Here is a 14,200-nt window from a genome sequence, read left to right as displayed (position 1 = left end):
CAATTCTACAATTCGCCATCTTCCGCCACGGTTTCGGCGGGCGTCATCATGTGGCCGAGCTTGGCCTGCTTGGTGTTCAGGTAGCTGTTGTTGAAGGCGTTGCGGTTGACCAGCAGCGGCACGCGCTCGGTGACGTCGATTCCCAGGCGGGTCAGGGCGTCGATCTTGCGCGGGTTGTTGGTCATCAGCTTGACCTGCTTGATGCCGAACTGTTCCAGCATCGGGCGGCACAGCTCGTAATTGCGCGCGTCGGCATGGAAGCCCAGCTGCAGGTTGGCTTCGACCGTATCGGCGCCGGCTTCCTGCAGGCGGTAGGCGCGGATTTTATTCACCAGGCCGATGCCGCGGCCTTCCTGGCGCAGGTAGAGCAGGGCGCCGCGGCCCTCGGCTGCGATGCGCTTGAGTGCGCCTTCGAGCTGGGCGCCGCAGTCGCAGCGCTGCGAGAACAGCACGTCGCCGGTGAGGCATTCCGAGTGCACGCGCGCCAGCACCGGCTCGCCGTTGCCGATGTCGCCGAGCGCCATCACCAGGTGTTCCTTGCCCGTGCTGTGCTCGACAAAGGCGTGCAGCGTGAACTGGGCCCAGGGCGTGGGCAGGGCGCAGGACGTAACGTAGTCGAGCAATGGTGCGGCGGCGGTTGCGGTGTTCTCGGACATGCTGGGTCTTGGTGCGGTAAGTGGTAACCGGTAAGTATAGAAGATTTCGCGCCATCCCGTGCGCTGAAGCGGCCACGAGCGGTATGGCCGGGCAGCCATGCGCCATGGTAGGCTTGCGAAACAACCAATACTATCGACCATGGACCGCGCAACGAACGACCTCCCGGCAGTCAGCCCGCCCCGAAGCCGGCGCCGCTCGCTCGGCACCTGGCTGGCCATGGCCTTTTCGCTGCTGTCCATCGTGCTGACCCTGCTGCTGGTGGAAGTGGTCGACATCGCCGCCACCGGCCAGGTGGAAACCAGCATCGGCCATGGCCTGCGCGAACTGGCCCTGCAGACGTCGGACAAACTCGACCGTGGCATGTTCGAACGCTACCGTGAAGTGCGCCTGCTGGCCCAGCGCCGCGACCTGGCGCCCGGGAATGCGTCCCAGGCCGAGCGCCGCGCCGTGCTCGACGCCATCCAGGACACCTACGGCTTCTACGACTGGATCGGCATCGCCGGCCTCGACGGCCGCGTGCAGGTGGCGGGGCGCGGGCTGCTCGAAGGAGCGGATGTCACGCAGCGGCCCTGGTTCCGCAATGCCCTGCGCGGCGTGAACGTCGGCGACGTCCACGAAGCGGCGCTGCTGGCGCGCATCCTGCCGAAGCAGGACGGCGAGCCGCGCCGCTTCGTCGATGTCGCTTTCCCTTACCTCGACCGCGATGGCAAGACCATTGGCGTACTCGGCGCCCACCTCTCCTGGCAGTGGGCGCGCGCCGTCGAGCGTTCGGTGATGGCGCCGCTGGCCGCGCGCGGCGGCCGGGTCGAGGCCCTGATCGTCAGCAGCGCCGGCGTCGTCCTGCTGGGGCCCAAGGACGTGCAGGGCCAGACCCTCGATTTGCCGAGCTTCCACGCCGCGCAAAAGCAGGACGCCGGCTTCCTGGTCGAGCGCTGGCCGGACGGCCATTCTTACCTGGTCGCCTATGCGCGCAGCAAGGGTTTCGAAACGTATCCGGGCCTGGGCTGGACCGTGCTGGTGCGCCAGGCCGTGGACGACGCCTATGCCCCGGCGCTGCGCCTGCGCGAGCGTGCGCTGTGGAGCGGCATCGCGCTGGCGGTGCTGGTCTCGGTGGTCGGCGTGCTGGTGGCGCGCTACATCACCCAGCCGCTGGGCCAGCTGGTGCGCGAGGCCGACCGCATCCGGCGCGGCGCCAGCGTCCGGCTCGACAGCGCAAGCAGCACCTATCTCGAGGTCGAGCGCCTGTCGGACACCCTGAACGCCCTGGTGGGCGACCTGGTGCGCGGACGCGCCGACCTGCAGGGCCTGAACGCGACCCTGGAAGCACGGGTCGAGGCGCGCACGGCCGAACTGGAGCGCGCGCTGGCGGCGGTGCAGGCCAGCGAGCAGCGCGTCGGAGCCATCGTCGAGGCGGCCCAGGATGCCTTCCTGGGCGTCGACCTGCGCGGCCTGGTCACCGACTGGAACAGCGCAGCCGAGCGCATGTTCGGCTGGAAGCGCAGCGAAGTGCTGGGCTGGCCGATGCCCGAGATCATCGTGCCCCAGCGCTTTCGCGCCAGCACGGTGCGCGCCATCGACCAGTTCCGCGCCACCGGCCACAGCGTGCTGCTGGAAAAGCGCGCCGAGCGCATCGTGATCAACCGCCAGGGCGTCGAGTTCCCGATCGAGATGACGGCGGCCCTGGCCAGCGGCAGCGACGGCGTCTTCTTCGCCGTCTTCCTGCACGATATTTCCGAGCGCAAGAAGGTGGACCGCATGAAGAGCGAGTTCGTCTCCACCGTCTCGCACGAACTGCGCACGCCGCTGACCTCGATCCGCGCCTCGCTATCGATGCTGGCCGACGGCATGGCCGGCGAGCTGCCGCCCGACGTGGCGCAGCTGGTGAACCTGGCCAACGACAGCAGCGAACGCCTGGTGCGGCTGGTGAACGACGTGCTCGATTTGCAAAAGATCGAGGCCGGCGGCATGCAGTTCGAACGGCGCGCGCAGCTGCTGTTGCCGGTGGCGGAACATGCGCTCGACTCGATGGAAGGCTATGCCGGCCAACTCGGCGTGCAGCTGCAACTCGAGTGCAGCGAACCCGCGCGCGACCTCGCCGCCGCGATCGACCGCGACCGGCTGGTGCAGGTGCTGACCAACCTGCTGTCGAACGCCATCAAGTTTTCGCCGCGCGGCGGGACGGTGACGCTGGTGCTGGCCGAACACGGCCAATGCGCGCGCCTGGCCGTGCGCGACCAGGGGGCGGGAATTCCGCCTGCTTTCCAGGCGCGCGTATTCCAGCGCTTTGCGCAGGCGGATGGGGCGGATACCAGGCAGAAGGGCGGGACTGGGCTGGGCTTGAGTATCACCAAGAGCCTGGTCGAAGAGCATGGGGGGCGGATCGGGTTCGAGACGGCGGCGGGGCAGGGGACGACGTTTATGGTGGATTTGCCGCTGGTGCAGGATTGAAGGCAAAGCCCGCAAAGCCGGGGTTACGCAAAGCCGCAAAGCCGGGGTCAAGTCTGACATCCGGACACGAGCTCTACCATATTGGACCAGAATCGGTCAGGCGCCGAAGGCACCGTCGATCGTGTGCATCGCCCCGGTCACGAAGCCCGCTTCAGGCCCGGCCAGCCAGGCCACCATTGCGGCTACCTCGTCGGCACGGCCATGGCGCTTGATTGCCATGAAGCTGTGCATCAGGTCCTTCATCGGCCCATCCGCCGGATTGGCGTCGGTATCGATCGGTCCAGGCTGCACGACATTGATGGTAATGCCACGCGGGCCGAAGTCTCGTGCCAGGCCGCGCGCCAGGCCTTGCAGTGCAGACTTGCTCACCGCATAGGACGCCATGCCGGGCAAGGGCATGCGATCACCGTTCACCGAGCCGATCACGATGATCCGCCCGCCTTCGGGCATCTGCCGCGCCGCTTCGACCGAGGCGTGATACGGAGCGTGGATATTGATACGGAACAGGCGATCGACCATGTCCGGGTCCTGCTCCAGCGCGTCGCCGAAGATCGCAATGCCGGAATTCACCACCAGCACATCGAGTGGACCGCTTGCGCGCACCCGTTCGATGACGGCATCCCGGTCGGCGCTGTCCGCCAGGAAGGCGGTGCTGCCCGTTTCGCTTGCCACGCGCTGCGCCGCGTCGGGCGACCCGGCGTAAGTGAATGCAACCCTTGCGCCGTCTGCCGCAAAGCGGCGCACGATTGCCGCGCCAATGCCGCGGCTGCCGCCCAGTACCAATACCGATTTGTTCGTAAAATCCGTCATGACGACTCCTTTCGATTAATGTAGCGGATGATACAATATTCATCATCTCCGCTGTCAAGGTATTTCTGTAATCATGACTACAAAAACTATAGCGACCCGTGGCCGCCCCCGGCAATTTGACCTGGACAAGGCACTGGCCACCGCCCAGCGCCTGTTTCATACAAAAGGGTACGATGCGCTGAGCGTCGCCGACCTGACCAGGGAGCTCGGTATCAACCCGCCGAGTTTCTATGCTGCCTTTGGCAGCAAGAGCGGCCTGTATGCGCAGGTGCTCGATCGTTACGCCAGCACCGGGGCCGTGCCATTGCAGGAGATATTGCAGGCTGAGCGGCCACTGGCGGCGTCGCTTGGCGAGGTGCTGGTGCAGGCGGCCAGGTACTACGTGGCCGACGCAGCCGCCACCGGTTGCATGGTCCTGGAAGGCACGCACTGCAATGACCCGGAGGCACGCGCAGCCGCGGCCAGCTTCCATGCTGAAGCGCAGGATGTACTTCGACGTGCGATTGCCGCGCGCTATCCGATGGAGGCGGACCGGCTCGCCGATTTCGTCAGCACCACCATGGCTGGACTCTCTGCCACCGCGCGCCACGGGCAAAGCCTGGAGCGCCTGGTCGCCACCGCGCAGCTTGCCGGCATGGCGCTTGCGCAGGCGCTTCCGGATGGTCCATCAGGCCATGCGTCAGGATCGCGCTCAGGTTTCATCGATCAAGAGTGAGGTGACCCCGGCGGTGTATCAACGCCAGCCGTGCAGTGCAATCCCCGCAAACCCCGGCCAGGCGCCAAGATCGCGTTCGAGTTCCGGCAACAGCGTGCGCAATGCCGCCTTGTCGGCATGGAAGCTGGTGGCGCTGCCGTCCAGCGTGCGTTCGCTGCTGAAACGGTACAGGGAAGCGTTCGCCACCCTGGCCGGCTGGCGCAGCAGCACCAGCAGCGGCGCCGGCATCTCTTCCGCCTGCACCAGCAGCAGCTCGCCGGCTTCGTTCGCATCCGTCCGCACATAGCGGCGCTGGCGTTCGGGCGCCACGCGGCCGGCTTCCAGCGCGATGTGCACGCGCTTGCCATGCCGCGCGGACCAGTCGAGGAAGGGCGCGGCAAAGCTGTAGATCTGATCCGGCGCTGTGCGGTAATCCATCACCGCCAGGCCATCTGCAAGGCCTGCCAGCCCATCGAGCAGCGCGGTCTTGTCCCACCACCAGAAGGGCACGACGTATTCGATCGCCATGTCGCCCGCCGCTTCGCGCAGGGCGCGCGCCATCGCCAGGTACTCGCGGCCGCGGTCTGACGGCGCCAGCACGGTATCAGGCAGCAGGTAAGGCTCGACGTCGAACTGCATCGCGCGCAGGCGTTCTTCCGGCGCAGCTTCGCGGTTGTAGGCGGCAAAGGCGCGCGCGCGGTCGGCGGTGGCGGCGCGGTGAGCGGGCAGCGCCATGTGCGGATCGCCCTCGACACTGGTTACCGCGATTCCGGCCGCATGCGCCTTGCGGATAAAAGCGCGCAGCCCGGCAGGATCGCGCACCCTGGCCCCGTCGAGCGTGACGACGATGAACAGCTCGCCGATGGTTTCGCTCTTGGCCCAGGCCAGCAGCGTGTCGCCGCGTTCCATCCATTCGCTGCGGTCCCAGATCCAGGTGCTGCGCGGCGCCGGCTTGGCCTTTGCCAGGTCCGCCGCCGGCTCCAGGTGGAGGCTGTCGAGATCGAGCGTTGCCGCCTCTTGCGGGCAGAGGATCACAAATTGGCGAAAGCCGGCGCGGTCGAGACGCGGGGGCAGGGGCAGGCTGGCGCTGCGCGGCGCCGCGGCGGCTTCCAAATGGCCCACGTCGTACGAGGATTCGCGCGCGGCAGATGCGGCATCCGCCGCCTGAACCGCGAAGCTGCCGCTGGCGCTATGCTTGACGCCGAGCGACACCGACGCCAGCGGCATGCGCCAGGCGCCGTCCAGCAGCACGCCGGCGGCGCGCGTACCAGGCCGGCAGACGAGGCGCAGCTTGCCGTTGGCATGCGCGACGCTCACCCGCTCCTCGATGCCGAAGGTGCGCACGCGTGCGCCAGGCAGCAGGTTGGTCCGCAGCGGCATGATCTCGCGGCGCGGCGTGGCCCCAGGCGGATCGGGCTGCGGCAGGTCGTGGCTGCCCGGCTCGAAGCGTTTGCCGTCAAGCGGACCATGGAGCAGGATGGTATGCGCCGGCTTGTCGCCCGGCGCCAGCGGATACAGGGCCTCGACCTGGCTGGCCTCGACGCCGAGCGGCAGCGCGCGGCAGCCGGGCAGCTGCGCCCTGGCGCTGGCCACCACCACCCGCTCGCCAGGCCCGGGCAGGGCGGCGCGCGGCGCATCGGATGGCGCCGCGGCGGCGGGGCAGACCTGCAGCCAGGCCGCGTGGGCGGAAGTCGTCATCAGGAGCAGCGCCGCGGCGAACAGGGATTTCATGGCGCACCGCCCGGCGGTTGGCCAGACGGCGATTCAACCGGCGCCACCGGAGGAGGAACCCCAGCCGCGCCGGGCAGCGCACGCGCATCGCTATCGACCCCCTTGCGCTTCATCGTTCCCCAACTGGACTCCTTCTGCACCAGCCAGCGCCACAGCCCGATCAGGCGCCACCAGGTATTCAGCTGGCGGTAGCCGAGGTTTTCCAGGATCACCACCAGCCCGAGCAGCAGCAGCTGCTTGCCGCGCGGGTAGAGGTGGAAGGACATCTCTTCCAGCATCAGCCCCGAGGCCGACAGCAAAATGCCCAGCCCCAGCGCCACGAACAGGAAAGCGCCAAAGGCTTCCCAGGAAATCAGCCCGGTGAGGAAGGCATACACCATGTAGATGTAGCCGCCCAGCTCGATCACCGGCCCCAGCCACTCGAAGAACAGCATGAAGGGGAAGGCGACCCAGCCGGGAATCCCGCCATTGCGCGAGAACAGCAGGCCCCAGTTGGCATGCAGGCTTTCGGCCAGGCCGCGCTGCCAGCGCACGCGCTGGTTCTTCAGCGTGGCCAGGTCTTCGGGCGCCTCGGTCCAGCATACCGGGTCGGGCACGAACTCGATGCGGTAGGGCTGGCGTTTGGCGCGCAGGGTGCGGTGCATGCGCACCACCAGTTCCATGTCCTCGCCGATGGTGTCGGTGCGGTAGCCGCCGGCCAGCACCACCGCGTCCTTGCGGAAGATGCCGAAGGCGCCGGAGATGATCAGCATGCCGTTCAGCGCCGACCAGCCCAGTCTCCCGAACAAAAAGGCGCGCAGGTATTCGACTACCTGGAACAGCGCCAGGAAGCTGCGCCGCAGGCCCACGCGGGTAAGGAAGCCGCCGCTGATCTCGCAGCCGTTCGCCACGCGCACGGTGCCGCCGGTGGCCACCACCGTCGGGTCGCGCAGGAAGGGTTCCGTCACCTTGGCCAGGCTGTCGCGCTGCAGGATGGAGTCGGCGTCGACGCCGCAGAACAGCGGATAGCGCGAGGCGTTGATGCCGGCGTTCAGGGCGTCGGCCTTGCCGCCGTTGGCCTTGTCGATTACGCGCACGTTCGGGTAGCGCGTCGAGCGGTAGATCTGCCGCACCTCCTGCGTCGCGAGCTGGCGCCGGTAGGCTTCGGGGAAGGGCAGCAGGGCGAACTCGCGCTTGAGCACCTCCAGGGTGTTGTCCTTCGAGCCGTCGTTGATGACGATGATCTCGAACTCGGCATAGGTCAGCTGCAGCATCGAGCGGATCGAGGCGGCGATGGTCGCTTCCTCGTTATACGCGGGCACCAGGATGCTGACCGGCGGCTCCAGGCCGGAATAGGCGCGCGGCAGCTCGCCGATGAATTCTTCCTGGCCCTTGCGGTACAGCGAGCGCAGCGAGAACAGATTCAGCAGCAGGTAGCCGCCGTTCAGCAGCACGAAAAAGGCGAGCACGAACCAGGTGATAAAGGCGACCAGCAGGCTGTCGGTGTTCATGCCGCGCCGCTTTCCGCCATCGCCTGGCCCAGCATGTCGGCCGCGAAGCGGTCGGTGAGCGAGGCGCGCAGGGCCTCGAGGTCGGCGCGCGACAGCGCCGGGAGTTCCAGCAGCGCCTGGGCTGCGCGGTAGCGCACCCACCACTGGGCATCGCCGAGCAGGGCGGCCAGGCGCGCGGCGTCGGAGCGTTCGCCGACCCGGCCCAGGGCACGCGCGGCCTGCACCCGCACCTGCCAGTCCTCGTGCGCCAGCAGCGCGCGCACCTCGGCGATCACCACCGGCATGGCCTCGCTGCGCAGGGCGCCGGCCAGCAGGCCGGCCGGCAGGGTCACGTGCAGGGCTTCGGCAATGCGCAGGCCGCGCGGCAGGTGCGCCGCGTCGAGCTGCGGCAGGTGGCGCGCCAGCGCGGCGCCGGCCGGCTCGCCGGCCTGCTGCAGGATGCCGGCCGCCAGCGACAGCGCCCAGTCCTCGCGCGCGATGAACAGCGGGACCATGTAGTCGGCCGCCGCCTGCGGGTCGATCCGCACCAGCGCCCAGAGGGCGGTCAGCGATACCGTGTCGTCCGGCGACTCGGCCATGCGCATCAGCGCCGGCCAGGCTGCGTGGTCGTGCAGGTGGGCCCAGCACCAGCGCGGCGAGCAGGCGCGCCGGGCGCGCGCCGCGCGCCAGCAGGGTGCGCGCGTAGACGTCGATGCCGGCGCGGCGCGCCACCTCGTTCAGGGCTTCGTTGGTTTCGCCGCGCAGCGACCCCTGCAGGTGAGCCCACAGGCGCAGGAAGGGCAGGCGTTCGCCGTGGCGCAGCGCCGGCAGGGTGTCCGGGATGTCGCCGACGATGGCGGCGTTCAGCACCGGCCGCCAGCGCGCCAGCGCGCGCGCTTCGCCGCGCTGGCGGCGGCGCAGGCCCACGCGCATGGCGATGATCTGCAGGCCGAGCAGCAGTGTCAGCAGCAGCGCGGCGAGGCCGGTCCAGATCGCGGCGGTGATGAAGATGTCGGAATGGCCCGTGGGGGTGAGGAAGGACGCCTGCACGTCGGTATCGAAAGCGCGCCTTGCGGCGTCAGGCGCCGGTGCGCAGGAAGCGGCGCACGCGGGCCAGCAGTTCCTGCGGCTGGAAGGGTTTGATGACGAAGTCGTTGGCGCCGGCGTCGAGCGCGCGCACGGTGTCGCGTTCGGTGTTTTTCGCGGTGAGCATCAGCACCGGCACTTCGCGCCAGGAGGCCTGGGCGCGGATCAGGGCCACGATTTCGAAGCCGTCGACATACGGCAGCATCACGTCGAGCAGCACCAGATTCGGCGGGCCGTTGGCGGCGATGTAGTCGCTGACGGCGCGGCCGTCGGCCATGTGCGTGACCCGGTAGCCCTGGCGTTCCAGCATGAAGCGCAGGACCTGGGAAATGTGGTCGTCGTCCTCGACGACGAGGATGCTGGCGCTAAGGGTGTCGGTCTGCATGCTAGATCGGAAAGCTTTGAGTGGGAGCAATTATATCGAAGCGCGCTCCGGTACAGGCGGAGGCCGGGCACGGCAATGACTATAGGTCAGGTACGCGGACGCTGGCGCAGCGGATCGAGCAGGCTGCGCAGGTCGTTGTGATCGAGCTCGTACATCAGTTCCAGCAATTGCCCTAATTCTCCGCGCGGAAAGCCTTCGCGCGCGAACCAGCCCAGGTAATGGCCGGGCAAGTCGGCGATCTTGCGGCCCTCATATTTACCGTAGGGCATCTCTCGGGTCAGCAGCAGGGACAGGTGTTCGGGTTTCATCGTGGCGGCACTTTAGCAAATCCTGGTAACGATGTAGCATTAAAACTACTGGGAGATTGCCATGGATACCGATTTCAACCTCGACCGCTTCGTCGCCGCGCAGGACCCGGTCTACTCCGACGTGCTGGCCGAACTGCGCACCGGCCACAAGCACACGCACTGGATGTGGTTCATCTTTCCGCAAATCGAAGGGCTGGGCAGCAGCGAGATGGCGCGCAGGTACGCCATCGGTTCGGAAGACGAAGCCGCCGCCTATCTCGCCCACCCGGTGCTGGGGCCGCGCCTGCGCGAATGCGCGCGCCTGGTCGCCACCCACGCCGGCCGCGACATCGGCGACATCTTCGGCAGCCCCGACGACCGCAAGTTCCAATCCTCGATGACCTTGTTCGCCGACGTGGCGCCCGACGAAGCCGTGTTCCAGAGCTGCCTCGACATCTTCTTCGATGGCGAGGCCGACGCGGCGACGATGGCCCGCGTGTGACGATCTACGTATTGAAGTCGATGCGCACGGGAAGTCGCGGCGGCCGCCAGCGGTAGCGGGCGTCGAACACGTCCTGGCCCGGCTGGACGCCCTGCCACTCGATGCCGAGCAGATTCGTCAGGCTGTGCGCCAGCCAGTCGCCGCGCACCGGCAGGTTCAAGCTCGCGCCCGGCGCCGTGTCCTGGTACGAGCTCCATACCATCAGCGGGATCCGGTAGCCGTCGGGCGTGGTGGCGCTGTGGCCGGCGCGGTCGATGGTGTGGCCGACTTCCTGGCCATGGTCCGACAGGAACACCCACACCTGCTTGCCCGGCGCGTGGCGGCTCAGGTCGAGCGTGGCCGCCACCGTCGCGTCGTGGTAGCGCACCGCGGAATCGTACTGGTTGCGCATGGCGCGCAGCCAGGCCGGGCGGCCTTGCCGGCGCAGGCGGGCATCGACGCCGTCGGCGGCATCGAGGAAGGGACGCATGCCGGCCGGGTGGCGCATCGCGTAGTCCGGGTGCAGGCCCAGCATGTGCACCACGATCAGCTTGCGCGGCGCCTTGTCCGCCAGGGCCGTGCGCATCACCGGCAGCACGTGTTCGTCGAGCGCTTCCGAGCCGCGTCCGGGCTTGCGGTTCAGGATCTCGACGGTATCGGCCAGGCGCGCATGTTCCTGCTCGATGGCGAGGTCGTTGTGGTTGCTGATCCACCAGGTGCGGTAACCGGCGGCACGCGCCAGCGCCAGCAGGTGCACGCGCTTGCTGGACTCCGGCGCGCCGAAATAGAACAGATTGCGCAGGGCCGGGACCGTGGACGCGTTCACCGACCAGGCATGGCGGAACACTTCCATGCGCTCGCCCAGTTCGCGCTGGCGTGCGAACAGGCGCGGCGAGGTGGGGCGCGCGTAGCCGTAGCTGCTCATGTTGTTCCGGTTCATGCTTTCGCTGATCACCAGCACCAGGGTGTCGGGGCTGTCCGCGGCCAGGGTCGGGGCCAGCTGTTTCGCCGCCGCCAGCAGGCGCTGGCGCTGGGCGTCCATCTGCCCCCATTCGCGGCGCAAGTCGCCGATATCCTGGGCCCACTGCGGCCAGAACAGGAGCGGATGATGGCGGCGCCAGGGCTTGCTGGCGAGCGAACCGACGATCAGCGCCAGCATCAGCACGGCGATCGCGATGCGCCAGCCGCGCGGCTCGGGCAGGCGCGGCGGATGGCGCCACCAGAGGCGTATCCCCCAGGCCAGCAGGCTTGAACAGAGCAGGGCGAACAGCGACCATTCGAGCATGTCGCGCCAGTACATGGCGGCGAATTCACGCGATTCGCCCGGCGTGGTGTTGGCGACCGCGCTCAGCACCATCGAACTGTTCGGCAGGGCGTCGTAGCAGGCCAGCAGGAAGCCGCGCACGGCGCCGTCGAGCACGAAGGCCAGGCCAAGAGCCAAGCAGAGCCAGCCCTGCAGGCGGCGCCGGCGTGCGCTGCGCAGCGGCCACCACAGCCAGAACCAGCCGGGCAGTGCCAGCACCAGCACTTGCCAGGCGCGGGCGCCGGCATGGCCGGCATTGATCGCGGCCAGCAGCGCCAGCAGGGGCAGCAGAAGGGGTAGCAAAAGGGGTAGCAGCGGCGGCAGCAGCTGGGACGGCAGCGGGGGCAGGGAGGCCAGGAAAATCTGGCGCAGGCGCAAAGGAACACGTTGCGAATGGTTCATGCGGACTCGGGACTCAAGCTTGCAACAGGGAAGATTTCTTTCTCGGCGGCGAGTCTATAAGCATGGGTGTGAAGTTTTCGTTAAGCCCGGAACATATTCGCGGACATGGCCGCGTTGACATGCGTGCGGAAAGGGAGCTTGTTGTGCGTATAATCCGCGAAGCTATCCATCAATTTTTAGAAATCAACAATTCATGGCTTCATCTTCCGACAACATCAGCATGGCCGTGTTCTGCGACTTCGAGAACGTCGCCCTCGGCGTGCGCGATGCGAACTACGAAAAATTCGACATCAAGCCGGTCCTCGAGCGCCTGCTCCTGAAGGGCAGCATCGTCGTCAAGAAAGCCTACTGCGACTGGGAACGCTACAAGGGCTTCAAGTCGACCATGCACGAAGCGAACTTCGAGCTGATCGAAATCCCGCACGTGCGCCAGTCCGGCAAGAACTCGGCCGACATCCGCCTGGTCGTCGATGCGCTCGACCTCTGCTACACCAAGTCGCACGTGAACACCTTCGTCATCATCAGCGGCGACTCGGACTTTTCGCCGCTGGTATCGAAGCTGCGCGAGAACAACAAGCAGGTGATCGGCGTGGGCGTGAAGCAGTCGACCTCCGACCTGCTGGTGGCCAACTGTGACGAATTCATCTTCTACGACGACCTGGTGCGCGAAGTGCGCCGCGCCGCCGCCAAGCGCAAGGAAGAATCGGAAGCGCGCAAGGCCCAGCCGCAATCGCGCCGCCCGAGCGACGACAAGCGCAAGGAAGAACTCGAAGTGCGCAAGGTGCAAGCCCTGGAAATGGTGGTCGAGACCTTCGACGCCCTGGTGTCGGAACGCGGCGACACCGGCAAGATCTGGGCCTCGCTGCTGAAGGACACCCTGAAGCGCCGCCGTCCGGAATTCTCCGAGGTGTACTACGGTTTCCGCACCTTCGGCAATTTGCTGGAAGAAGCGCAGGTGCGCGGCCTGTTCGAATTCGGCCGCGACGAGAAGTCGGGCACCTATGTGTACCGCAGCAGCGGCGCCACGTCGGCCGCGGCGGCGGACGTGGCGGCGCCGGCCGAGACCCCGCTGGACCTGGCTGCCCAGGCTGGCGAAACGGTCGCATCGGCTGCGCCACACGAAGACACCCGTGGCGAAGGCCGCCGCCGTGGCGGCCGTGGCCGCAAGGGCTCGGCCCGCAACGAGGCGCCAGTGGTGGCCGTGACGCCGGATGAAGTCGGCCAGCTGGAAACGGGTGCGCAGGCATGGCCCGAGCCTGCAGCGGTGGTACCGGCCGAGACTGCTGCGCCGGTTGACGCTGTTCCGGCGGCCGAGCCGGTAGCCGATGCGGCTGCGGAAGCGCAGCCAGCTGAAGAAGCACCAGCCAAGCCGCCGAAGGAACGCCGCCGCACGCCGCGCAAGCCGGCCGCCAAGAAGGCGACCGCCGCTGCCGAAGGCGATGCCGCAGCCGCCGAGCTGGCGCCGGTGGGCGTCGCGCAGGATGCCCTTGCCACCCCGGATGCACCGCAGGACTTGCCGCCTGCGGAAGGCGCCGCCGCCGAGGCACTGGGCGCACTCTTGCCGGAAGCAGCGATTCCGGCAATCGGCGAGAATGGAGACAATGCTGTGGAAGCGGACCCGGCCGACGCAACGGCCGACGACGCCAAGCCTGCGCGCACGAAGGGCGGCAAGCCCGCGCACAAGGCGCCAGCCCGCAAGCCGGCCACGCGCAGCCGCCGTCCGGCCAAGCCGAAGGCGGACGCGTAAGGCGGGTCGGGCGGACGACAGCATGGTCGGCGCCGCGCGGGGGCAACCCGGTGCGGCGCCGCGCTCAACCTTGTTCGTTCGCGGTGAAAGGCCTGCCATGCGTGTATCTGCCGGTTTCCCGACCCTGTTCGCTGTTTCTCTCCTCGTCGGCGCGCCGCTTGCATCGGCTGCGCCGCCGGCGCCGGCGTCTTCGCACCCCATCCTCGGTATCTGGAAGCTGGCGCTGCCCACCTTGCGCTGCTCCGAAACCTACCGCTTCCGCGGTGACGGCACCACGCTCGTCACCAGCGCCGAAGAGGTGTCGGAAAGCGAATTCAGCATCCCCGACAAGCCCAGCGACAAAGGCTTCTACAAGCTGGAAGACCGCATCGTGAAGGACAACGGCAAGAAGGACTGTTCTGGCGAAATCATGCAGGTCGGCACCCGGGCCACCAATTTCGTGCGCTTCCATCCCTCGGGCGGCTTGTTCCTGATGTGTACCGACGAGTCGATGGAGGCGTGCATCGGGCCGTTCGAGCGGGTCGAGGGCGAAGAGGCGTGACACGGCGGGTCGTTATAATTGTTGTGGATCCCGTAGGGTGGGCTCTCGAGCCCACGCGGTATCACCGGTTAATACAGGGCGCCACGTGATCTCGTGGCAATCGATGATCAAGCGCCGTACCGCGTGGGCACAAGTGCCCACCCTACGCACCCCCGCACC

14 protein-coding genes are annotated in these 14,200 nt (G+C 67.8%); 6 read left to right on the top strand and 8 right to left on the bottom strand.

Annotated features, from left to right (window positions below; all coding sequences use genetic code 11):
- Positions 1–5: 5 nt before the first annotated feature.
- Positions 6–656: a GTP cyclohydrolase II gene (ribA, locus tag QWL29_RS11545; RefSeq protein ID WP_305823040.1), complete on the bottom strand. Its 651-nt coding sequence runs from the start codon at positions 654–656 to the stop codon at positions 6–8.
- 139 nt (positions 657–795) lie between these two features.
- Here ribA and QWL29_RS11540 point away from each other — a divergent pair, with 139 nt between their 5' ends.
- Positions 796–3,105, top strand: a complete 2,310-nt coding sequence (locus tag QWL29_RS11540; protein WP_305823039.1) for a sensor histidine kinase — start codon at positions 796–798, stop codon at positions 3,103–3,105.
- A gap of 96 nt (positions 3,106–3,201) precedes the next feature.
- On the opposite strand, the gene bdcA is transcribed toward QWL29_RS11540, so the two are convergent.
- A complete protein-coding gene (bdcA, locus tag QWL29_RS11535; RefSeq protein ID WP_305823038.1) occupies positions 3,202–3,915 on the bottom strand; it encodes an SDR family oxidoreductase in 714 nt (237 codons plus the stop codon).
- A gap of 73 nt (positions 3,916–3,988) precedes the next feature.
- Here bdcA and QWL29_RS11530 point away from each other — a divergent pair, with 73 nt between their 5' ends.
- Entirely contained in the window at positions 3,989–4,630 is a 642-nt protein-coding gene (locus QWL29_RS11530) for a TetR/AcrR family transcriptional regulator (protein ID WP_305823037.1), read from the top strand.
- Positions 4,631–4,648: 18 nt separating this feature from the next.
- Here the strand turns inward: QWL29_RS11530 and QWL29_RS11525 are convergent, their stop codons facing one another.
- The 3 genes from QWL29_RS11525 to QWL29_RS11515 are packed head-to-tail and all read right to left on the bottom strand — an operon-like array spanning position 4,649 to position 8,408.
- Positions 4,649–6,340, bottom strand: a complete 1,692-nt coding sequence (locus QWL29_RS11525) for a hypothetical protein (RefSeq protein WP_305823036.1) — start codon at positions 6,338–6,340, stop codon at positions 4,649–4,651.
- Positions 6,337–7,830, bottom strand: a complete 1,494-nt coding sequence (locus tag QWL29_RS11520; protein ID WP_305823035.1) for a glycosyltransferase family 2 protein — start codon at positions 7,828–7,830, stop codon at positions 6,337–6,339. Before QWL29_RS11520 ends, QWL29_RS11525 begins: the two co-directional genes overlap by 4 nt.
- Complete coding sequence (locus tag QWL29_RS11515; protein WP_305823034.1) at positions 7,827–8,408, bottom strand: HEAT repeat domain-containing protein; 582 nt, start codon at positions 8,406–8,408, stop codon at positions 7,827–7,829. The genes QWL29_RS11520 and QWL29_RS11515 overlap by 4 nt, the downstream gene beginning before the upstream one ends.
- Between QWL29_RS11515 and QWL29_RS11510 the strand changes: the two genes are divergently transcribed.
- The gene (locus QWL29_RS11510) at positions 8,407–8,952 is read left to right on the top strand and encodes a hypothetical protein (RefSeq protein WP_305823033.1); all 546 of its coding nucleotides are present in this window, start codon (positions 8,407–8,409) and stop codon (positions 8,950–8,952) included. The genes QWL29_RS11515 and QWL29_RS11510 overlap by 2 nt on opposite strands.
- Here the strand turns inward: QWL29_RS11510 and QWL29_RS11505 are convergent.
- A complete protein-coding gene (locus tag QWL29_RS11505) occupies positions 8,888–9,280 on the bottom strand; it encodes a response regulator transcription factor (protein ID WP_305823032.1) in 393 nt (130 codons plus the stop codon). The two genes, QWL29_RS11510 and QWL29_RS11505, sit on opposite strands and share 65 nt — an antisense overlap.
- Positions 9,281–9,366: 86 nt before the next feature.
- Positions 9,367–9,588 carry a DUF3820 family protein gene (locus tag QWL29_RS11500; RefSeq protein ID WP_305823031.1) on the bottom strand — a complete coding sequence of 74 codons (222 nt, stop codon included), beginning with the start codon at positions 9,586–9,588 and terminating at the stop codon, positions 9,367–9,369.
- A 61-nt stretch (positions 9,589–9,649) separates the two neighbouring features.
- On the opposite strand from QWL29_RS11500, the gene QWL29_RS11495 reads away from it, so the two are divergent.
- Positions 9,650–10,069, top strand: coding sequence for a DUF1810 domain-containing protein (locus QWL29_RS11495; RefSeq protein ID WP_305823030.1), 420 nt, complete (start codon positions 9,650–9,652; stop codon positions 10,067–10,069).
- 4 nt (positions 10,070–10,073) lie between these two features.
- Here the strand turns inward: QWL29_RS11495 and QWL29_RS11490 are convergent, their stop codons facing one another.
- Positions 10,074–11,753 carry a phosphoethanolamine transferase family protein gene (locus tag QWL29_RS11490; RefSeq protein ID WP_305823029.1) on the bottom strand — a complete coding sequence of 560 codons (1,680 nt, stop codon included), beginning with the start codon at positions 11,751–11,753 and terminating at the stop codon, positions 10,074–10,076.
- A gap of 193 nt (positions 11,754–11,946) precedes the next feature.
- On the opposite strand from QWL29_RS11490, the gene QWL29_RS11485 reads away from it, so the two are divergent.
- Together QWL29_RS11485 and QWL29_RS11480 are read left to right on the top strand one after the other, a co-directional pair.
- Complete coding sequence (locus QWL29_RS11485) at positions 11,947–13,500, top strand: NYN domain-containing protein (protein WP_305823028.1); 1,554 nt, start codon at positions 11,947–11,949, stop codon at positions 13,498–13,500.
- A 97-nt stretch (positions 13,501–13,597) separates the two neighbouring features.
- Positions 13,598–14,041, top strand: coding sequence for a hypothetical protein (locus QWL29_RS11480; protein ID WP_305823027.1), 444 nt, complete (start codon positions 13,598–13,600; stop codon positions 14,039–14,041).
- Positions 14,042–14,200 lie beyond the last annotated feature (159 nt).

The organism is Massilia brevitalea (assembly GCF_030711405.1).
Classification (GTDB): Bacteria; Pseudomonadota; Gammaproteobacteria; order Burkholderiales; family Burkholderiaceae_D; genus Telluria; species Telluria brevitalea.
Note: the sequence above shows the minus strand (reverse complement) of the source record. Positions and strands in the feature narration are given on the sequence as shown.